General features: G+C 62.0%; 19 protein-coding genes. 10 read left to right on the forward strand and 9 right to left on the reverse strand.

The genetic code is table 11. The features are described from left to right. Positions 1-210: 210 nt before the first annotated feature. Positions 211-1,587, reverse strand: a complete 1,377-nt coding sequence (ffh, locus tag FBY10_RS27120) for a signal recognition particle protein (protein WP_010207982.1) — start codon at positions 1,585-1,587, stop codon at positions 211-213. A 234-nt stretch (positions 1,588-1,821) separates the two neighbouring features. Between ffh and FBY10_RS27125 the strand changes: the two genes are divergently transcribed. The 3 genes from FBY10_RS27125 (at position 1,822) to FBY10_RS27135 (ending at position 5,491) form a co-directional block, all read left to right on the forward strand. Further along, complete coding sequence (locus FBY10_RS27125; protein WP_122720320.1) at positions 1,822-2,634, forward strand: inner membrane protein YpjD; 813 nt, start codon at positions 1,822-1,824, stop codon at positions 2,632-2,634. A gap of 12 nt (positions 2,635-2,646) precedes the next feature. Then, complete coding sequence (locus tag FBY10_RS27130; protein ID WP_145338406.1) at positions 2,647-3,885, forward strand: transporter associated domain-containing protein; 1,239 nt, start codon at positions 2,647-2,649, stop codon at positions 3,883-3,885. 295 nt (positions 3,886-4,180) lie between these two features. Continuing rightward, positions 4,181-5,491 carry an MFS transporter gene (locus tag FBY10_RS27135; RefSeq protein ID WP_053135602.1) on the forward strand — a complete coding sequence of 437 codons (1,311 nt, stop codon included), beginning with the start codon at positions 4,181-4,183 and terminating at the stop codon, positions 5,489-5,491. A 95-nt stretch (positions 5,492-5,586) separates the two neighbouring features. Here FBY10_RS27135 and purT read toward each other — a convergent pair whose 3' ends face one another. From purT to FBY10_RS27160, 5 genes are all read right to left on the reverse strand, one after another. Beyond that, positions 5,587-6,768 (reverse strand): formate-dependent phosphoribosylglycinamide formyltransferase, encoded by a 1,182-nt coding sequence (gene purT / locus FBY10_RS27140; RefSeq protein WP_145338405.1) that lies wholly within the window; start codon positions 6,766-6,768, stop codon positions 5,587-5,589. Positions 6,769-6,837: 69 nt separating this feature from the next. Then, positions 6,838-7,305 (reverse strand): VUT family protein, encoded by a 468-nt coding sequence (locus FBY10_RS27145; protein ID WP_027605452.1) that lies wholly within the window; start codon positions 7,303-7,305, stop codon positions 6,838-6,840. A gap of 164 nt (positions 7,306-7,469) precedes the next feature. Continuing rightward, positions 7,470-7,685 (reverse strand): DUF1289 domain-containing protein, encoded by a 216-nt coding sequence (locus FBY10_RS27150; RefSeq protein ID WP_027605451.1) that lies wholly within the window; start codon positions 7,683-7,685, stop codon positions 7,470-7,472. Next, on the reverse strand, positions 7,682-8,206 hold the full coding sequence (locus FBY10_RS27155) for a gamma carbonic anhydrase family protein (protein WP_145338404.1): 525 nt from the start codon (positions 8,204-8,206) through the stop codon (positions 7,682-7,684). The genes FBY10_RS27150 and FBY10_RS27155 overlap by 4 nt, the downstream gene beginning before the upstream one ends. Positions 8,207-8,241: 35 nt before the next feature. Next, complete coding sequence (locus tag FBY10_RS27160; RefSeq protein WP_071489281.1) at positions 8,242-8,844, reverse strand: CoA pyrophosphatase; 603 nt, start codon at positions 8,842-8,844, stop codon at positions 8,242-8,244. 146 nt (positions 8,845-8,990) lie between these two features. Between FBY10_RS27160 and FBY10_RS27165 the strand changes: the two genes are divergently transcribed. From FBY10_RS27165 to nagE, 7 genes are all read left to right on the forward strand, one after another. Beyond that, the gene (locus FBY10_RS27165) at positions 8,991-9,539 is read left to right on the forward strand and encodes an NUDIX hydrolase (protein ID WP_131697954.1); all 549 of its coding nucleotides are present in this window, start codon (positions 8,991-8,993) and stop codon (positions 9,537-9,539) included. Positions 9,540-9,576: 37 nt separating this feature from the next. Beyond that, a complete protein-coding gene (locus FBY10_RS27170) occupies positions 9,577-10,080 on the forward strand; it encodes a murein L,D-transpeptidase family protein (protein ID WP_131697955.1) in 504 nt (167 codons plus the stop codon). A gap of 262 nt (positions 10,081-10,342) precedes the next feature. Further along, on the forward strand, positions 10,343-11,101 hold the full coding sequence (locus tag FBY10_RS27175; RefSeq protein ID WP_131697956.1) for a GntR family transcriptional regulator: 759 nt from the start codon (positions 10,343-10,345) through the stop codon (positions 11,099-11,101). A gap of 10 nt (positions 11,102-11,111) precedes the next feature. Further along, the gene (gene nagA, locus FBY10_RS27180) at positions 11,112-12,218 is read left to right on the forward strand and encodes an N-acetylglucosamine-6-phosphate deacetylase (protein WP_131697957.1); all 1,107 of its coding nucleotides are present in this window, start codon (positions 11,112-11,114) and stop codon (positions 12,216-12,218) included. Then, the gene (locus FBY10_RS27185) at positions 12,211-13,221 is read left to right on the forward strand and encodes an SIS domain-containing protein (protein ID WP_131698011.1); all 1,011 of its coding nucleotides are present in this window, start codon (positions 12,211-12,213) and stop codon (positions 13,219-13,221) included. The genes nagA and FBY10_RS27185 overlap by 8 nt, the downstream gene beginning before the upstream one ends. A gap of 29 nt (positions 13,222-13,250) precedes the next feature. Then, complete coding sequence (ptsP, locus tag FBY10_RS27190; protein ID WP_145338403.1) at positions 13,251-15,761, forward strand: phosphoenolpyruvate--protein phosphotransferase; 2,511 nt, start codon at positions 13,251-13,253, stop codon at positions 15,759-15,761. 26 nt (positions 15,762-15,787) lie between these two features. Further along, entirely contained in the window at positions 15,788-17,494 is a 1,707-nt protein-coding gene (nagE, locus tag FBY10_RS27195) for an N-acetylglucosamine-specific PTS transporter subunit IIBC (RefSeq protein ID WP_145338402.1), read from the forward strand. A 129-nt stretch (positions 17,495-17,623) separates the two neighbouring features. On the opposite strand, the gene FBY10_RS27200 is transcribed toward nagE, so the two are convergent. The 3 genes from FBY10_RS27200 to FBY10_RS27210 all read right to left on the reverse strand — a co-directional run bounded on the left by FBY10_RS27200 (position 17,624) and on the right by FBY10_RS27210 (position 19,320). After that, a complete protein-coding gene (locus FBY10_RS27200; RefSeq protein ID WP_131697960.1) occupies positions 17,624-17,884 on the reverse strand; it encodes a DUF6124 family protein in 261 nt (86 codons plus the stop codon). 364 nt (positions 17,885-18,248) lie between these two features. Further along, a complete protein-coding gene (locus tag FBY10_RS27205) occupies positions 18,249-18,698 on the reverse strand; it encodes a hypothetical protein (protein WP_131697961.1) in 450 nt (149 codons plus the stop codon). Continuing rightward, positions 18,682-19,320, reverse strand: a complete 639-nt coding sequence (locus tag FBY10_RS27210) for a DUF6036 family nucleotidyltransferase (protein ID WP_131697962.1) — start codon at positions 19,318-19,320, stop codon at positions 18,682-18,684. The genes FBY10_RS27205 and FBY10_RS27210 overlap by 17 nt, the downstream gene beginning before the upstream one ends. Positions 19,321-19,362 lie beyond the last annotated feature (42 nt).

Raw genomic sequence — 19,362 nt, forward strand, 5'->3', positions numbered from 1 at the left:
CACAGCGGGCATAGGTGCCCGAAAGGCCGCATATTCTAAGGAATATCCGGACTTTTGCAAATGTCTTTTTCTGGCGCCTATCAGCGTGCCATTCAGATCTGCTAGAGAGCCGTCGGTTAAAACGGCAGGTCAGCCCCCGCCAACGGCGGGTTTGCTGGAGATCCCACATCCCTGTGGGTCGGAGCAGGAGTGAACTCCCGCTCGAATTCTTTACATTTTCGGCATGCCGCCGCCGGGCAACATACCGCCCATGCCGCGCATCATCTTGGCCATTCCGCCCTTGGCGGAGAATTTCTTCATCATTTTCTGCATCTGCTTGTGCTGCTTGATCAAGCGACCGATATCCTGCACCTGGGTGCCGGAACCCATGGCGATCCGACGCTTGCGCGAACCACTGATCAGCTCAGGGTCGCGGCGCTCGGCCGGGGTCATGGAATTGATGATGGCTTCCATCTGCTTGAACTGCTTCTCCGCCGCGCCCTGGGCATTGCCCATTTGCGCCAGGTTCACACCGCCGATGTTCGGCAGCTTGTCCATCAGGCCGCCGAGGCCGCCCATGTTCTTCATTTGTTGCAGCTGGTCGCGGAAGTCTTCAAGGTCGAAGCCCTTGCCCTTCTTCAGCTTCTTGGCCAGTTTATCGGCCTTGTCCTTGTCGAGGGTGGCTTCGGCCTGTTCGATCAGGCTGAGCACGTCACCCATGCCGAGGATACGCGAGGCGATACGCTCAGGGTGGAACGGTTCGAGCGCGTCGCTCTTCTCGCCCATACCGATGAACTTGATCGGCTTGCCGGTGATGGCACGCACCGACAGCGCGGCACCGCCACGGGCGTCGCCGTCGACCTTGGTGAGGATCACGCCGGTCAGCGGCAGCGCGTCGCCGAAGGCCTTGGCGGTGTTGGCCGCATCCTGGCCAGTCATGGCGTCGACCACGAACAGCGTCTCGACCGGATTGATCGCGGCATGCAGCGCCTTGATCTCGCCCATCATCTCTTCATCGATGTGCAGGCGACCGGCGGTATCGACGATGACCACGTCGATGAATTTCAGTTTTGCTTCTTTAATAGCGGCGTTGGCGATGTCGACCGGCTTCTGGCTCAGGTCGGACGGGAAGAAGGTCACACCCACTTCGCCCGCGAGCATTTCCAACTGCTTGATGGCCGCCGGACGGTACACGTCGGCCGACACCACCATCACGGACTTCTTCTTGCGCTCTTTAAGGAAGCGCGCCAGCTTGCCGGCGGTGGTGGTCTTACCCGCACCTTGCAGGCCGGCCATCAATACGACGGCCGGTGGCACGGCGCTGAGGTTCAGGTCTTCGTTGGCCGCGCCCATCAGGCTTTCGAGTTCGGCCTGGACGATCTTCACAAAGGCCTGGCCCGGAGTCAGGCTGCGGGACACTTCAGTGCCGACCGCACGTTCCTTGACCGAGTTGACGAAGTCCTTGACCACAGGCAAGGCGACATCGGCTTCCAGCAACGCCATGCGCACTTCACGCAGGGTGTCTTTAATATTGTCCTCGGTCAGCTTGGCCTTGCCGGTTACGTGGCGCAGCGTCTGCGAGAGACGGTCAGTCAGGTTTTCAAACATGCGCGATCCTTTCAGGCCCTATTCATCGAAATGCATTGGTAGACCGAGGTAATGGCGGCCCAGGCTGTGGTAAATCGCTATTAAAAACAGCGCTCGGCGAGCCTGCGGCGTGGGCAGGTCGCGGATTATAGCGAAGACTGCGCCCATGCACACCCGCTGTCTGGCCCTGGAGTCTTTCGTGGAACGCAGGTGTATGCCAAACTCAGCGCCTTTCGGGCTTGCCTCTCAGGATTTATGCTCCCCTTGTCACCCAGTTTGCTACCCAGCCTCGCCGCCGCCATCGTGTATGCCGCTGCGACCCTTTATCAGGGCACTCGTCTGGCCAAAGGCGCCAAGGCGGACAAACGCCTGCTGGTCGGCCTGGGCGTCCTCGCCCTGCTGGCCCATGCTGCGAGCCTGTTCACCCACCTGATGACGCCGGTTGGCCTTGGCCTGGACTTCTTCAGCGCCGCCAGCCTGATCGCGGCGGCGGTCATTGCGCTGACGCTGATGGCCTGTTATCGGATTCCTGTCGAGAACCTGCTGGTCCTGCTCTTCCCATTGGGCGTGCTGACGGTGCTGCTCGCGCAGTTCGCCCCCACCGGCACGGTGCAGGTGATCGATGAGGAGCCAGGCATCCTCGCCCATATCCTGCTGTCGATCCTGGCCTACGGCATGTTCACCATCGCGGTGTTCCAGGCCTTGCTCCTGCTGCTGCAGGACCACCAGCTCAAGCACAAGCACCCTTCCGGGCTGATCAAGAACTTCCCGCCCCTGCAAACCATGGAAAGCCTGTTGTTCGGTTTCCTGTGGGCCGGCTGGACGCTGCTGTCGCTGTCGCTGATTTCCGGTTGGCTGTTCGTCGAAAACCTGTTTGCCCAGCACCTGGTGCACAAGACCCTGCTGGCGTGCCTGGCCTGGGTGGTGTTCAGCGTATTGCTGTGGGGCCGCAACCGCCTTGGCTGGCGCGGACACAAAGCGATTCGCTGGACCCTGGCCGGTTTCTGCCTGCTGATGTTGGCCTATTTCGGCAGCAAGCTGGTTCGCGAATACATCCTGCATATCTGACGGGCAGCAAAAATGGACAACTTGCCCCTGGGGCCGATGCTCGCGGTAATCGCCTTGCTGGTGTTATGGGCGGCGCTGTTTACCGCCATCGAAGCCGCACAACAACACCTGCTGGCCCTGCGCCCCGGTACACGCCAGGGCGACAAGGCTGCCGCCCGCCTGAGTTTCCCGCGCCACAGCCTGATCCTCTGCAACAGCCTGTGCCGTGCGGCCGTGGTAATCCTCTGCACCCTGCTGGCGATTTATGCCTGGGCACAGAGCGGCCCGTGGCTCGGCTGGCTGATCTCCTGCGCCGTTCTGCTGATCCTGGCCGACTACCTGCCACGCGCCCTGGCAACCCGTCATCCACAAGCGGTGCTGGGCTTCGGCAACACGTTGCTGGGCGTGCCATTGAAAATCCTCTATCCCGCCGCCTGGCTGCTCAATGGCATCAGCCTGTTGCTGCTGCGCCCGTTTGCCCGAAAGCCCGGCGTGGTGAAAAACAGCGATGAGCCACAGCCCGGCCACGACGATGAACCGCAGCCCGAGGCCGACGACGGCCGCACCCCTGGCATGCCGGGTATCCACGCCCTGGACAACATCACCGTCAATGACATCCTGGTGCCCCGCAGTGAAGTGGACGGTATCAACCTGGATGACTCGATCGAAGAAATCATCGAGCAATTGCGCACCTCCTCGCGCACTCGCCTGCCGGTGTTCCACAGTGACATCAACCAGGTTGAAGCCGTACTGAACACCCGGCTGATCCAGCACCTGCTGCCGGACGCCAGCCTGACCAAGGAAGCCCTGCTGGACGCTTCCTACGAACCCTACTTCGTCCCCGAAAGCACGCCCCTGCAACTGCAACTGCTGAACTTCCACAAACAGCAGCGACGCCTGGGCATGGTGGTGGATGAATACGGCGAAGTACTGGGTATCGTCACCCTGGAAGATATTCTCGAAGAAATCGTCGGCGAATTCGAAAACGAGCAAAGTGCGGACAACCCGCATATCGAAGCGCAGCCGGATGGCCGCTATATCATCGACGGCGCCGCTTCGATCCGCGAATTGAACAAGAGCCTGGGCTGGCACCTGCCCAGCGACGGCCCCAAGACCCTCAACGGCCTGGTAACCGAAGCACTGGAGACCATTCCGGATTGTGCGGTGTGCCTGAAGATCGGCCGCTACCGCCTGGAAATCCTTGAGACCGAGGACAACCGCGTCAGCAAGGTGCTGATCTGGCATACCAGCCACGTGCCAGTAGCCTCATAACTTCCTGATAAACCACAATCCAGTGTAGGAGGGGGCAAGCCTCCTCCCACATTTTGATTTGCGGCGCTCCAGTCACTTGTTGTAATTCCAAACCCCTTCCTATAATCCCTGCGGCTTACCCAAGCCCCCGCCCGACCGCGTGCTACCCGCACTCAGCGCGTCCAGGCACCGCTTTACCATGTCCGACCGGTGTCCGCTCCCATCCCGAGCCGCCCCGAGCACTACCCTGATCCAAGGGTGTTCGACCCAATAATAATCCGCGTCCAAACGCGCAACGACCGTCAGGGATACCTCCATGAGCACCACCTATAACGAGGCCGCGACCGCCGCCCCGACCAACTCGACCGCACGTGTCGCCACCGCGAGCATCGTCGGCACCGCCATCGAGTTCTACGACTTCTATATCTACGCCACGGCTGCCGCGCTGGTGATCGGGCCGGTGTTCTTTCCGCAGACCTCCGGTACCGCGCAGATGCTGGCGTCGTTCCTGACCTTCGGCATCGCCTTTATCGCCCGCCCACTGGGCTCAGCGCTGTTCGGCCACTTTGGCGATCGCATCGGCCGCAAGTCGACCCTGGTGGCCTCGCTGCTGCTGATGGGCGTGTGCACCACGCTGATCGGCTTGCTGCCCGGCTATGACAGCATTGGTGCCTGGGCGCCGATCCTGTTGTGCGTGCTGCGTTTCGGCCAGGGCCTGGGCCTTGGCGGCGAGTGGGGTGGCGCGGCACTGCTGGCCACCGAGAACGCGCCGAAAGGCAAGCGCGCCTGGTTCGGCATGTTCCCGCAACTGGGCCCCTCGATCGGGTTCCTGGCAGCCAACGGTTTGTTCCTGATCCTGGCGATGAGCCTGAATGACGAGCAGTTCCGCAGTTGGGGCTGGCGTATCCCGTTCATCCTCAGCGCAGCCTTGGTGATGGTCGGCCTGTATGCGCGCCTGAAGCTGCATGAAACCCCGGTGTTCGCCAATGCCGTGGCGAAGGAAGCCCCGGTGAAAGTGCCGCTGGTGGAGCTGTTCAGCCAGCATTGGCTGCCGGTCCTGCTGGGCGCCGCGTCGATGGTGGTGTGCTATGCGCTGTTCTACATCACCACGGCCTTTTCCCTGAGCTACGGCGTTTCGACGCTGGGCTACAGCCGCGAGACGTTCCTTGGGTTGCTGTGCTTTGCAGTGCTGTTCATGGGTCTGGCCACACCGCTGGCGGCGCTGGCCAGTGATCGCTATGGGCGCAAGCCGGTGCTGATCGTCGGCGCGGTCCTGGCGATTCTGTCGGGCTTCACCATGGAGCCACTGCTGACCCACGGTTCGACCTGGGCCGTAGCACTGTTTTTGGCCCTGGAGCTGTTCCTGATGGGCGTGACCTTCGCGCCGATGGGTGCGCTGTTGCCGGAATTGTTCCCGACTCGCGTGCGTTATACCGGGGCTTCGGCGGCGTATAACTTGGGTGGGATTGTCGGCGCTTCGGCCGCACCGTTCTTCGCGACCAAGCTGGTGGCGATGGGTGGGCTGAGTTATGTCGGCGGGTATGTGTCGGCGGCAGCGTTGCTCAGCTTGATTGCGGTGCTGTGCCTGAAAGAGACGCGGGATAACGATTTGAACAGGGTTGCCTGATAAACAGCTATTGGGGGCAAGCCCCTCTCACATTTTGACCGCATTCCTACAGATTAAACGCGGTCAGTGTGGGAGGGGGCTTGTCCCCGATGCTTTTAGAGCTCTACAACAACCGCTTGGGAAGCACGGGTCGCCTTGGCTCGAGCCGCTTCAATCGACTCATCCCGCGCCAACGCCACGCCCATGCGGCGCTGGCCATTCACTTCTGGCTTACCAAACAGACGCAACGCCGTGTCCGGCTCGCTCAAGGCGGCGCCGAGGTTGGCGAATGCGGTCTGGGTCGACTGCCCTTCCACCAGAATCACCGCCGAAGCCGAAGGCCCGAACTGACGGATCAACGGGATTGGCAGGCCCAGGATGGCGCGCGCATGCAGGGCAAACTGCGACAGGTCCTGGGAAATCAGGGTCACCAGGCCGGTGTCATGGGGGCGCGGCGACACTTCGCTGAACCACACCTGATCGCCTTTGATGAACAGCTCCACGCCAAACAGGCCACGACCGCCCAACGCCTCGGTCACTGCCTTGGCCACACGCTCGGACTCGGCCAGGGCAATCGGGCTCATGGCTTGCGGCTGCCAGGATTCCTGATAGTCGCCCTTCTCCTGACGATGACCCACCGGCGCGCAGAAGGTGGTGCCGCCGATGTGACGCACGGTCAGCAGGGTGATTTCATAGTCGAAATCGATAAAGCCTTCGATGATCACCCGGCCTTTACCGGCACGCCCGCCTTCCTGGGCGTAGTCCCAGGCTTTCTGCACATCGTCGGCGCTGCGCAGCAGGCTCTGGCCCTTGCCCGACGAACTCATCACCGGCTTGACCACGCAAGGGAAGCCCAGGTCCTGGACAGCCTTGCTGTAGTCCTCGAAGGTGTCGGCGAAGTGGTACGGCGAGGTCGGCAGGTCCAGCTCTTCGGCGGCCAGGCGACGGATACCTTCGCGGTTCATGGTCAGCGACGCGGCGCGGGCGGTCGGGATCACGGTGAAGCCTTCGGCCTCCAGCTCCACCAGGGTCGCGGTGGCGATGGCTTCGATTTCCGGCACGATGAAATGCGGCTTTTCCGCTTCGATCACCGCACGCAGGGCGGCGCCGTCGAGCATATTGATCACATGGCTGCGATGGGCAACCTGCATGGCCGGTGCATTGGCATAGCGATCCACGGCAATCACTTCAACGCCCAGGCGTTGCAGTTCGATCACCACTTCCTTGCCCAGCTCACCGCAGCCACACAGCAAAACGCGGGTCGCGGTTGGCGACAATGGAGTTCCGATTCGGGTCATCTCAGGTCCTCAGGGGAGCGGATCATGGGGAGAAAGGCCGGCATTTTACATGAACTGTAAAAATTGGCCTCAGTTGGCGACGGCCCGCTTGCGGATACGCCAGGCCATGATCAGCCACACCACCGTGACCCCGGCGAACTTCGACGCCAGGGCCGTGCCCACCACGGCAGGAGTGAGTGCGCCGATCAGGCCGAAAAAGATAAAGGTGTCGAGAGGAATGCTCAGTGCCGAACTTATCCACAGGCGGTCGTGGAGCGGGCGCTTGGTGATGCTGAACACCAGCCAGTCGATGCATTCCGATACCGCGAATGCCGTGGCGCTGGCCAGGGCAATGGACGGGTCGGAGGTGATATACGACAACGCCAGCGCCGCCAGCATGGCGATGATCGCACCGTGGCCGAAGCGGGTTTGCACCATGTCACGCAGGATAAACACCAGGCCACCCCAGGCCGACCAGATGACGTCCAGGTGCGGGGCGGTGGAGAAGGCGAAGTTGATCAGCACGACGCTGCTGATGTAGGCGATCAGGAAGAGCATGGGGCGAGGGACCTGTGAACAAGGGGCACAGGGTACTTCACATTTGGAAATATGTCGTCTTGGCGGGCCTCATCGGGGGCAAGCCCCCTCCCACACTTAACCGCGTTTAAACTGTAAGAATGAGGTCAAAATGTGGGAGGGGGCTTGCTCCCGATGGCGATCTATCAGGCGCCGGATTTACCAGAAGCCATAAACACCAACCCTCCCGCCACCGCCCGCTCATGACACAAGCCCAGCACCACCCGGCGTTCGGCGTTGTCCATGCGGCTCCAGCGCGTGATTTCATCCACGGTGCGCTGGCAGCCGGTGCAAATATCGTCGTCATCCAGCGCGCAAATGCTCACGCACGGCGAGGCGACAGGGCGTTCAACTGCACTCATTCTTCCTGCTCGACCAGGTCACGCGCATACCGCTGGGCGTTATGCACATAGTGTGCGGCGCTGGCTTCGAGCATGCGTTTTTGCGCGTCAGTCAATTCACGTACCACTTTTCCTGGCGAGCCCATCACCAGGGAACCGTCAGGGATTTCCTTGCCTTCGCCGATCAACGAATTGGCGCCGATAATGCAGTGCCTGCCGATCTTGGCGCCGTTGAGGATCACCGCGTTGATACCGATCAGGCTGTAATCGTCGACCGTGCAGCCGTGCAGCATAGCGTTATGGCCGATGGTCACGCCGGTGCCCAGGGTCAGCGGGTAGCCCATGTCGGTATGCATCACGCTGCCGTCCTGCACGTTGCTGTTCTTGCCGATCAGGATCAGTTCGTTGTCGCCGCGCAGCACCGCGTTGAACCAGACGTTGGCGCCCTCCTCCAGCTTGACCTTGCCCACCAGCGTGGCATTCGGCGCCACCCAGCTGTGTGGATGGGTCTCGACGCGGGCATCGCCCAGGCGGTATTTCATGGTGTTCCCTCACGGCTGGCCGTTCAAACGACGGCTTAGGTATTGATGAAGCTCTTGGGCGGCTGGTGCAGGCTGATCTTGGCGTCGTCATAAAGGAGGTTGATCAACTCGACGATCATGATTGCCGTCAGGCCCCAGATCTTGTATTCGCCGAAGCGATAACTGGGCACGTACCAACTGCGGCCCTGGTAATCGATTCGGTGGGTATGTTCGCGCGGGTCCTGTCGGAAAAAATCCAAGGGCACGCTGAAGACGGCGGCAATCTCGGCATCGTTGGCCAGGTATTCGACGTAATCGGGGATCACCCCCACATAGGGCGTGACCCGGATGCCGTGCAGGGAGATCAGCGGGCTGAGCGGGCCGATGACTTCCACCAGGCCGGGGGGCAGGCCGATTTCTTCTTCAGCTTCACGCAGGGCGGTGAAGATCAGGTCCGGGTCTTCGGGGTCGCGGCGCCCGCCGGGAAAGGCCACTTCGCCACCATGGGTCGACAGGCCGCTGGCGCGCAGGGTCAGGATCAGCTCGGGTTCGTCACTGCGGGTAATCGGCACCAGTACCGCGGCCTCGGGGAAACGCCCGTCGGTTTCCAGCGTGTGGGGGGTGTGGTTGCTTACCCGGCGAAGTAGCTCGTCCAGCATGAGTCATCTCGGTCTGTTGGCTACCTTGCATCATGCACCAAAGCCGCCGGGTGCCCAACCCCAAAACCTGGGGCATGTCGCTAAACGACAACTTGCAGGGCCCTGCCGGCCAAGCCAAGATAGACGCACTTTCCAGGAACCCCAGCATGAATTTCTGCAGCCAGTGCGGTAAACCGGTTACCCAACGCATTCCCGACGGCGACGCCCGTCTGCGTTTTGTGTGTGATCACTGCTCGACCATTCACTATCAAAACCCCAATATCGTCGCCGGTACCGTGCCGGTGTGGGGCGATAAGGTGCTGCTGTGCCGCCGCGCCATCGAGCCGCGCCTGGGTTACTGGACCCTGCCCGCAGGTTTTATGGAAAACGGCGAGACCGTGGAACAGGCCGCCATGCGCGAGACCCTGGAAGAAGCCTGCGCCCACGTACGCAACCTGAGCATCTATACCCTGATTGATGTGCCGCACATCAGCCAGGTGCATATTTTCTACCGTGCCGAACTGGTCGACCTGGACTTCGCCGCAGGCCCCGAAAGCCTCGAAGTGCAGCTGTTCGACGAGGCTGACATCCCTTGGTCCGAGCTGGCTTTCCGCACGGTCGGGCGTACCCTAGAATACTTTTTCGCCGACCGCCGCCAGCAGTCGTTCCCGGTGCGCAGCGAAGCCGTGCCACCTCTTTCCAAGCCCGCCCAATAACCATTCGGCCGCTCGTCGCCACAGGGATACCGTTTTAATGCGTTGGTTGCTTGCTCTGATCTGCCTGTCGTTCGCCACGCTGTCGTCAGCCTCTACCGTGGAAACCCTGGGTGGCAAGACGGTCGAAAAAGTCCTGGTGCTCAAGTCCGCCCACCAATTGCAGTTGATCAACGACGGCAAGCCCTTCAAGACCTACCGTATTTCCCTGGGCAAAAACCCCAAGGGCCACAAGCTGATCGAAGGTGACCGCCGCACACCGGAAGGCCTGTACTGGATCGACTGGCGCAAGACCAGCGACCGCTACTATCTGTCCATGCACATCTCCTACCCCAATATCAGCGATGCCGCCCGCGCCCGACGCGAAGGGGTGAAGCCCGGCAGCATGATCATGATCCACGGCACGCCCGACACCGAAGAGTACCCGGAGCAGTGGTTTCACACCCTGGACTGGACGGACGGCTGCATCGGCATGCGCAACGTCGACATGCGCGAAGTCTGGAACCTGGTCAAGGACGGCACGCTGATCGAGATTCGGCCCTGACGTTGGACCGCTCGTAAAATAAATCAAAAAAGATTCCTGCCCTCGGCAGCCCCTGCCAGTGAATACCAATTCACTGCGCGGGCTGCGCACCTCTGCGCGCTATAAAGACCTCTCTAATACCACTTGATACCAGGCACCGTTAAGGTGCCCTTAAACCGCTACATGCACCGTTTTGGAAGCATTGACATGGTATTTAAGTGGTATTAGCTTCCGGCCAATACCGGGCGACAACACTCCAATAACCGCATCGGAAACCCCATAGATGAACCCCATCCTGACGCTGCGTCCCGACGACAAGCAATCCACACCGCTGTACCTGCAATTGGCCCGCAACCTGGAAGCGGCGATCCATGCCGGCCAGTGGAAATCCGAACAGGCCCTGCCCTCGGAACGTGCCCTCAGCGAGCAGCTAAGCATTTCGCGGGTCACCGCCCGTAAAGCGTTGGAAGTGTTGTTTGCCCAAGGCCTGATCCGCCGCAGCCAGGGCTCCGGCACCTTTATCACGCCACGCCTGGAGCAACCACTGTCGCGCCTGTCGGGGTTCAGCGAGATGTTGCGCCTCAAGGGCTTTGTGCCCAGTTCCCAATGGCTGGAACGTGACATCACCCCGCCGACCCATGAAGAACTGATCCGACTGTGCCTGTCGCCGAACGACAAGGTCGCGCGCCTCAAACGCCTGCGTAAGGCCGATGACACCGTGATGGCGATCGAGATGACCGCCATGCCCGCCTCGGTACTGCCGCAGCCGCAAGCCATCGGCAATTCGCTGTACGAATACCTGGAAGGCATCGGCAAACCCATCGTTCGCGCCCTGCAACACATCCAGGCGATCAACGCCTCGGATGAATTCGCCAAGCTGGTGGGCATCGCCCCCGGCACCGCCATGCTGCTGATGACCCGGGTCGGCTACACCGCCGACAACACACCGATAGAAATCACCGACACCTACTGCCGCAACGACTACTACGACTTTGTCGCAGAGCTTCGCCGTTATGACTTTGCCGCCGAGTTGCGGCCTTAGAGAACTGCCCATGTCCGAAGACAATATCCTCACGCCCCACGGCTGGATGCGCGGCCGCCTGGTGCACCAGCACGGCAAGGTCATCGCCATTGAAGGCGAGCCTTGCGATCCGGCTGAAAACGACTTGCCGTACCTGCTGCCGGGTTTTATCGACCTGCACGTCCACGGTGGCGGCGGTAAAGACATCATGGAAGGCGCCGACGCCTTCGAGACCATCACCCGCACCCACGTGCGCTTCGGCACCACGTCGCTGCTGGCCACCACCATGACTGCCCCGGTGGAGGAAATCTCCAGCGTGCTGGGCCAACTCGGCCGCTTCTGCGAACAGCGTCCTGCAGGCAGCGCCCGGGTACTCGGCGTGCACCTGGAAGGCCCCTACATCAATCCGGGAAAACTCGGCGCGCAACCCAACTTCGCTCATACCGCATTGATGGCCGAAGTCGAAGCCTACCTGCGCCTGGCGCCGATCCGGGTGATCACCATCGCCCCGGAAATCGCCGGCCACGACGCCCTGATCCGCGCCCTCAGCGAGCGCGGCGTGCGTATGCAGATCGGCCACACCCTGGGCAGCTATGAAGAAGGCGTCGCCGCCCTCGCCGCCGGCGCCACCAGCTTTACCCATTTGTACAACGCCATGAGCCCGCTGCATCACCGCGAACCCGGCATCGTCGGCGCCGCGCTGGCCCACGCCCAGTACGCCGAGTTGATCCCGGATTTGCTCCACGTGCACCCCGGCGCCATGCGCGTGGCCCTGCGCGCGATCCCGTGCCTGTACTGCGTCACCGACTCCACCGCCGCCGCCGGCATGCCCGACGGCGAGTACAAGCTGGGCAGCCACACCGTGACCAAATGCCTGGGCGGCGTGCGCCTGGCCGACGGCACCCTGGCCGGCAGCACCCTGACCATGGATCAGGCGCTGCGCAACCTGGTGAAAATCGGCCTGCCCATCAGCGAAGCCTCACAACGCCTGTCGCAATTTCCGGCGGACTACCTGGGCCTGGAACAACGCGGTCGCCTGCAACCCGGCAGCTTCGCCGACTGCGTGCGCCTGGACCGCTCCCTGCACCTCACCGACGTCATGGTCGAAGGAGAAACCATTGTCTTCAAAGATGCTTGAAGAGGCCTTGGCCTCCTGTGACGCCGTCGCGGCGCAACTGCAACGCCTGGAACCGTTGCTGGAAGAAGTCGCCGGCCGCCTGCGCCGCCAGCCGCCACAAGTGGCGATGACCATTGCGCGGGGCAGCTCGGACCACGCCGCCAGCTACTTCGCCTACCTGGCCATGCAGCATGTCGGCATCCCGGTGGCGTCGTTACCGATGTCGGTGGTGACCTTGTTGCAAGCACCAATGAAAGTCAGCGGCCAGGTAGCGTTCGGTTTCTCCCAGTCGGGGCAAAGCCCGGACCTGGTCAACAGCCTGCGCCTGCTGCGCAAGCGTGGCGCCTTGAGCATCTCGCTGGTCAACGTCGAAGACTCACCGCTGGAAGCCGCCTGTGAATTCCATGTGCCCCTGTGCGCCGGGCCGGAACTCAGCGTCGCCGCGACCAAGAGCTTTATCGCCACCCTCAGCGCCAGCGCGCTGCTGATCGGCCACTGGAACCAGGAGCCCGACTTGCTGCAAGCCTGCCATGCCCTGCCCGCTGGCCTGCGTGAGGCCGCCGGGCAGGACTGGACGCACGCCATCGAGGCGCTGCGTGGCTGCCAGCAACTGATGGTGATCGGCCGTGGCGCCGGTTTTGCCATCGCCCAGGAAGCGGCGCTCAAGCTCAAGGAAACCTCGGCGATCCAGGCCGAAGCCTTCAGCAGCGCCGAGGTGCGCCACGGGCCGATGGCCTTGATCGGCGCGGACTACCCGCTGCTGGTCTTCGCACCACGGGGTGCCGAGCAAGCCGGCTTGTTGAGCCTGGCCGCCGATATGCGCCAGCGCGGCGCCCGCGTGCTGCTCGCCGCGCCGGACGATATCGCCGAACGCGACTTGACCCTGAGCCGCGCCGAACACCCGAGCCTGGATCCGATCCTGGCGATCCAGAGTTTCTACGTCATGGCGGCCGGCCTGGCGGTCGCTCGGGGCATGGACCCGGACCAGCCGCGCCACCTGAGCAAAGTTACCCGCACTCACTGAGTCGCGCTTTCCTGATGAGTACCGTGCCCATGTCCAACAACAATAATGAATTAACCCTCAACGCGCCCCTAAGCGGGCCGTTACTGGCCCTGGGCACCGTGCCTGATGACGTGTTCGCCAGCGGCGCCATGGGCGACGGCATCGCTATCGACCCGCTCAACGATTGCCTGCATGCGCCGTGTGATGGCGTAATCATCCATGTCGCCCGCACCGGCCACGCCTTGACGATTCGTTCCGACAATGGCGCCGAAGTGTTGCTGCACATCGGCATCGACACGGTCGAATTGAATGGCGAAGGGTTTGCCCTGCTGGTCAAGGAAGGCGCCCGGGTCCGCAATGGGCAGGCGCTGGTACGCTTTGACCTGGACCTTATCGCCCGCCAGTGCAAAAGCCTGATCAGCCTGATCATCCTCACCAATGGCGAACACTTTGAACTGCGCCCGCTTGCCGCGAAAACCGTCAAGCTGGGCGAACCGCTGTTGCAGGTCGTGCCACGCGCAACCGCGCCGCTGCAAACGGCTGTGGATAACGTCGTCGCCGAAGCCAGCGCCAGCGTGCGCGTGACTCACCGTGGCGGCCTGCACGCACGACCGGCGGCGCTGATCCGCAAGACCGCCCAGGGTTTCAGCAGCCAGGCAAAGGTGCACTTCGGCGCCAAGTCGGCCGCTTGCGACAGCCTGATCGGCCTGATGGGGCTGGGCATTGGCGAAGGCGACGAGGTGCGCGTGACCTGTCGCGGTAAGGACGCCGAGGCCGCGCTGCAGGCGCTGGTCGCGGCCTTGTCCGTCGCGGTTAAGCAAGAACACCACGCACCGGTCGTCGCCATGCCACGCCGGGCAACTACTGAGGCAGATGTGTTGCAGGGCGTGTGTGCGGCGCCGGGCCTGGTCTGCGGGCCGTTGTTCCGGCTGGCGGGTATCGAGTTGCCGTCAGACCCCGGCAATCACGGCACCGACGAACAACTGCAACGCCTGGACGCGGCCCTGGAGCAGGTGCGCGGTGAGGTCCGCAGCACCCTGGACCAGGCTCGCCAACGCAAGGCCGTCGAAGAAGAAGAGATCTTCGCCGCCCACCTCGCCCTGCTCGAAGACCCGGCCCTGCTGGAGGCCGCCACCGACGCCATCGAACACGGCAGCGCCGCCACCCACGCCTGGCGCGATGCGATCCAGGCGCAGTGCGCGGTATTGCTGGCCCTGGGCAAGCCGCTGTTCGCCGAACGCGCCAACGACCTGCGCGATCTGCAACAACGGGTGCTGCGCGCACTGTTGGGCGAAGCCTGGCATTTCGAGTTGCCTGCGGGGGCGATTGTCAGTGCCCATGAACTGACCCCTTCGGATTTGCTGCAACTGAGCGCGCAACAGACTGCCGGGATCTGCATGGCCGAAGGCGGCGCCACCTCCCATGTGGCGATCCTGGCCCGGGGCAAGGGCTTGCCTTGCGTGGTCGCCCTGGGTGCTGAAGTGCTCGCTGTACCGCAAGGCCAGCGCGTGGTGCTCGACGCCGTCAACGGCCGCCTGGAGCTGGCCCCCAGCGAGGCGCGCCATGCCGAAGTACACCAGATGCGTGACGCACAAAAACTGCGCCGCCAGCAACAACAGGCCCAGGCCCAATCGCCGGCCCTGACCCGCGATGGCGTGAGCATCGAAGTGGCTGCCAATGTTGCGTCGAGTGCCGAGGCGCACATAGCGTTTGAGAACGGCGCCGATGGCGTCGGCCTGCTGCGCACCGAATTCCTCTTCGTCGACCGCCGCACCGCGCCGGATGAGCAGGAACAATGCCACGCCTATCAAGCCGTGCTGGACGCCATGGGCGACAAATCCGTGATCATCCGCACCATCGACGTCGGTGGCGACAAGCAGCTCGATTACCTGCCGCTGCCCGCCGAAGCCAACCCGGTGCTGGGCCTGCGCGGCATCCGCATGGCCCAGGTACGTCCGGAACTGCTCGACCAGCAACTGCGCGCGCTGCTGCGAGTTTCGCCGTTGGCGCGCTGCCGCATCCTGCTGCCGATGGTCAGCGAAGTCGACGAACTGCTGCAGATTCGCCAGCGCCTGGATGAGTTGTGTGCAGAGCTGGAACTGACCCAACGCCCCGAGCTGGGGGTGATGATCGAAGTGCCCGCCGCGGCGCTGATGGCCGAGCAGTTGGCCGAGCACGCGGACTTCCTGTCCATCGGCACCAACGATCTGTCCCAGTACACCCTGGCCATGGACCGCGACCACGCCGGCCTCGCCGCACGTGTCGATGCGCTGCACCCGGCGCTGTTGCGGCTGATCGCCCAGACCTGTACCGGCGCGGCGAAACACGGGCGCTGGGTCGGCGTGTGCGGCGCCCTGGCGTCCGATCCGCTGGCCACGCCGGTGCTGGTCGGCCTGGGTGTCAGCGAACTGTCGGTGAGCCCGCCGCAGATCGCAGAAATCAAGGACCGCGTCCGTCACCTGGACGCGGCGCAATGCCGGCAACTCAGCCAGGGCCTGCTTGACCTGAGCAGCGCCAAGGCAGTTCGCCAAGCCTGTCAACACCACTGGCCGCTGAGCTGACAACAACAAGAAAAAGGAGACCCGCCATGCACCAATTATTTATCGAAGGGCTGCAACGCCTGGGCCGCGCGCTGATGCTGCCCATCGCCATCTTGCCGATTGCCGGCCTGCTGCTGCGATTGGGTGACACCGACCTGTTGAACATCGCGGTGATGCACGATGCCGGCCAGGCCATCTTCGCCAACCTGGCACTGATCTTCGCCATCGGCATCGCCGTGGGCTTTGCCCGCGACAACAACGGTACGGCCGGGCTGGCCGGTGCGATTGGTTACCTGGTGATGGTCTCCACCCTCAAGGTGATGGACAGCAGCATCAACATGGGCATGCTCGCCGGTATCGCCAGCGGCCTGATGGCCGGTGCGCTGTATAACCGCTTCAAGGACATCAAGCTGCCGGAATACCTGGCGTTCTTCGGCGGGCGGCGGTTTGTGCCGATTGTCACCGGGTTCTCGGCCGTTGCGCTGGGGGTGATCTTTGGCCTGATCTGGCCGCCGATCCAGCACGGCATCAATAGCTTCGGCGTGTTGCTGATGGAAAGTGGCAGCTTCGGCGCGTTCGTGTTTGGCGTGTTCAACCGCCTGCTGATCGTCACCGGTTTGCACCATATCCTCAACAATATGGCGTGGTTCGTGTTCGGTACCTTCACCGACCCGGTCACCGGCGCCGTCGTCACCGGCGACCTGACCCGCTACTTTGCCGGCGACCCGAAAGGCGGCCAGTTCATGACCGGCATGTTCCCGGTGATGCTGTTCGGCCTGCCCGCCGCGTGCCTGGCGATGTACCGCAACACCCTGCCGGAGCGGCGCAAGGTGATGGGCGGGATCTTCCTGTCGATGGCGCTGACGTCGTTCCTGACCGGGGTGACCGAGCCGATTGAATTCGCGTTCATGTTCCTCGCACCGTTCCTGTACCTGATCCACGCGCTGCTCACCGGCCTGTCGATGGCGGTGACCAATATGTTGAATATCCACCTGGGCTTTACCTTCTCCGGTGGGTTTATCGACATGGTGCTGGGCTGGGGCAAGTCCACCAATGGCTGGCTGGTGATCCCGGTGGGCCTGGCGTATGCCGCGATCTACTACAGCGTCTTCAGTTACTGCATCCGCCGTTTCAACCTGAAAACCCCGGGCCGTGAGGATATCCAGGTGGCGAAGGCCGAAGCGATGAGTGATAACCAGCGCGCCACGGCTTACATCCGGGCCTTGGGCGGTGCGGCCAACTTGCTCAGTGTGGGCGCCTGCACCACGCGCCTGCGGTTGGACATGGTCGACCGCAACAAAGCCGTGGATGCCGAATTGAAAGCCCTGGGTGCGATGGCCGTGGTGCGGCCTGGCAATGGGGGGAGTTTGCAGGTGGTGGTCGGGCCGCTGGCGGACAGCATTGCCGATGAAATTCGGTTGGCGATGCCATCGTTTGTAGCCTCTGCCCCCGTAACGGCTGCGCCTGTGGATAAGTCGGCTGCGGTGAATGCGCAGGAGGCCGAACAATGGCTGGCCGCACTGGGCGGTCGAGGCAATGTGCGCCAGCTGGAAGCGGTGGCGATGACCCGGCTGCGGGTGGAGTTGGGCGATGATTCGGTGGTGTCCGAAGCTCAACTGACGGCGTTGGGTTGCCAGGGTGTGCGCCAACTGGACAGCGGGGTCTGGCACCTGGTGATGGGTGACAAGGCGTCGGGGTTGGGGGACGCACTGGAGCGCTTGGTCAGTGGCCGTGACGTAGGCGCCAGGGTATAGAGCTGCGGTGACCGTACTGACCAATCGCGGGCAAGCCCACTCCCACATTTTGATCGGTGCCCGACTTGGCAATACGGTCAAATGTGGGAGCGGGCTTGCTCGCGAATGGGCCTCATCGGTGCCGAATTACTACTGCGCAGGCACCTCGGATAAATCCAGTACTCGATCCACCATCAACTGGATCCCCTCCACCATCCGGTGAATGCCCAGCACCGCATCACGCTGCGAGCCGTCGATGTCAAACGCCAGATGGGCCGCCAGCGCCTGCACGGATGCCAGATCCTGGGATGCGTTGGCAAGCAAGGTTTCGCTGTTCAGATGGGGCAGTACGGTGAAGAGTTGGTCGGTGGGTTGAGAGGCGGATGGGGGGTTTGGACTGTCTTTGATCATGGTAAACCTCTGGTGTGAAGTAAGAGCTACCAGCGTCACTTGCAGTTGATGGGTGGCAGCTGTGTGCAGGCCTGCAAGACCGAGAATCACCAGTAAATCTCGGTAGACCCGAAGGTCTCCCGCACACAGCCGCCATAAATGACGACCATGAAAAAGCGCCGCAATTATAAAGGCGCTTGTGACTAACTGGTGAGGTTTCGGCGGGCTTGCAGTCCCGGTCGCTGAATAAGCAGCGACTGGCGAAGGTTAGTGAGGTGAGTTCCGAGGGACAACCTGAACAGATTGTGGGAAATCTCCGAGAGCTGAAGATATCGCAGACAATAAAAAACCGGCCTGAACCGGGTCCTCTGATCGCGACCAACGCTTAGGTAGATGCTGCCGCACGTTGTTGCGCCTCGTAGTGGCGGGTCTGAAAAGGTATCAATGCCTGAGCCTTCAAACCCAGCCCTTCACTCAACCCCCAAGACACTGCCAACTCATCACGACGACGGCGAAGCGCAACAGTACCTTGTGGTTTTACGTCTTGCCTGGAAGCAGAAAACAACTCAAGCGCCTTCAACGCCTCCATTACCCGACTGTCTGTCGCACACGAAAAACGCGTGAATCGCTCAAGCAAGTAGCCTGCGCGACGAAGTTCCACCTCACTGGAGTGTTCCTCCAGAAAAGCTCTCACCTCGCCCACAAGGTTCGCTTCCGAGTACCAAACCGCTTTCGCTGCACTGACAAGAGCAGTGTCATCAGCCTGATTCAAAGGTTCTTTGACCAGAGTCCCCAAGGCGCAAGAGAGGACTGGACCATCAAAAGGCTTCGTCAACTTCAGTGTCCAGATAATCGTGCAAAATATTGGTCAGAATGGATCTAGGTGGCTCTTTGTTACCAACATACATATCAATCGCCTGCAACGCCAGCCGGCGGAACTCAGTGGTCACAATGAAGCCGGCCCTAAGCAACGCCATGATATCGCCAATGTCCTGATCAGTCGCTCTACCCAGTTTGGAAATTGCAATATCGATAGGCGCAGCTATACGCAGATGCAATGCAGACTCATCAGGAAACTCTTCGAGGGGAAGACTGCGTTCCCAGTAATCTTCGTGAAGCGGGCCAAAACCCGTGTTGTACTGAAGATCGTAATTCAGTTCCATTACACGGCCAGACTGCTGGTCGAAAAACTGCTCTGGAAACTCGGCCAGCAATGTCCGCAGACGCAGCTTGTCCTGAATATTCGCGCAATAAATCTCTGCATCCACGTCAGTGGAAACACGGTGGTGCGTATATAAATGAACAGCGCAACCACCGAATACAATGACCTTGACCGCGCCTGACGCGGCGCCCTCAAGCATTAACTCCACCTCGATGGACTTGAACATCGAAACCAATGCTTGCCCCAGTGCAGTACTCGTATTGAGTCTAGGAACGACGACGTCTGGTAACTCCATTATTGAATCTCAAGCCGGTGCAACGTTACTGAACGGGTCTTG

This window comes from Pseudomonas sp. SJZ103, assembly GCF_007828335.1.
Taxonomy (GTDB): Bacteria; Pseudomonadota; Gammaproteobacteria; order Pseudomonadales; family Pseudomonadaceae; genus Aquipseudomonas.

What these genes read in the sequence shown, in the direction of transcription:
- FBY10_RS27155 (WP_145338404.1), bottom strand. Translation starts at nt 8,206, where the DNA reads ATGAAATACCGCCTGGGCGATGCCCGCGTCGAGACCCATCCACACAGC.
- FBY10_RS27200 (WP_131697960.1), bottom strand. Translation starts at nt 17,884, where the DNA reads ATGATCAAAGACAGTCCAAACCCCCCATCCGCCTCTCAACCCACCGAC.
- purT (WP_145338405.1), bottom strand. Translation starts at nt 6,768, where the DNA reads ATGACCCGAATCGGAACTCCATTGTCGCCAACCGCGACCCGCGTTTTG.
- FBY10_RS27145 (WP_027605452.1), bottom strand. Translation starts at nt 7,305, where the DNA reads ATGCTCTTCCTGATCGCCTACATCAGCAGCGTCGTGCTGATCAACTTC.
- nagA (WP_131697957.1), top strand. Translation starts at nt 11,112, where the DNA reads ATGTCCGAAGACAATATCCTCACGCCCCACGGCTGGATGCGCGGCCGC.
- ptsP (WP_145338403.1), top strand. Translation starts at nt 13,251, where the DNA reads ATGTCCAACAACAATAATGAATTAACCCTCAACGCGCCCCTAAGCGGG.
- FBY10_RS27125 (WP_122720320.1), top strand. Translation starts at nt 1,822, where the DNA reads ATGCTCCCCTTGTCACCCAGTTTGCTACCCAGCCTCGCCGCCGCCATC.
- FBY10_RS27210 (WP_131697962.1), bottom strand. Translation starts at nt 19,320, where the DNA reads ATGGAGTTACCAGACGTCGTCGTTCCTAGACTCAATACGAGTACTGCA.
- FBY10_RS27185 (WP_131698011.1), top strand. Translation starts at nt 12,211, where the DNA reads ATGCTTGAAGAGGCCTTGGCCTCCTGTGACGCCGTCGCGGCGCAACTG.
- nagE (WP_145338402.1), top strand. Translation starts at nt 15,788, where the DNA reads ATGCACCAATTATTTATCGAAGGGCTGCAACGCCTGGGCCGCGCGCTG.
- FBY10_RS27130 (WP_145338406.1), top strand. Translation starts at nt 2,647, where the DNA reads ATGGACAACTTGCCCCTGGGGCCGATGCTCGCGGTAATCGCCTTGCTG.
- FBY10_RS27160 (WP_071489281.1), bottom strand. Translation starts at nt 8,844, where the DNA reads ATGCTGGACGAGCTACTTCGCCGGGTAAGCAACCACACCCCCCACACG.
- FBY10_RS27165 (WP_131697954.1), top strand. Translation starts at nt 8,991, where the DNA reads ATGAATTTCTGCAGCCAGTGCGGTAAACCGGTTACCCAACGCATTCCC.
- FBY10_RS27135 (WP_053135602.1), top strand. Translation starts at nt 4,181, where the DNA reads ATGAGCACCACCTATAACGAGGCCGCGACCGCCGCCCCGACCAACTCG.
- FBY10_RS27170 (WP_131697955.1), top strand. Translation starts at nt 9,577, where the DNA reads ATGCGTTGGTTGCTTGCTCTGATCTGCCTGTCGTTCGCCACGCTGTCG.
- FBY10_RS27150 (WP_027605451.1), bottom strand. Translation starts at nt 7,685, where the DNA reads ATGAGTGCAGTTGAACGCCCTGTCGCCTCGCCGTGCGTGAGCATTTGC.
- FBY10_RS27175 (WP_131697956.1), top strand. Translation starts at nt 10,343, where the DNA reads ATGAACCCCATCCTGACGCTGCGTCCCGACGACAAGCAATCCACACCG.
- ffh (WP_010207982.1), bottom strand. Translation starts at nt 1,587, where the DNA reads ATGTTTGAAAACCTGACTGACCGTCTCTCGCAGACGCTGCGCCACGTA.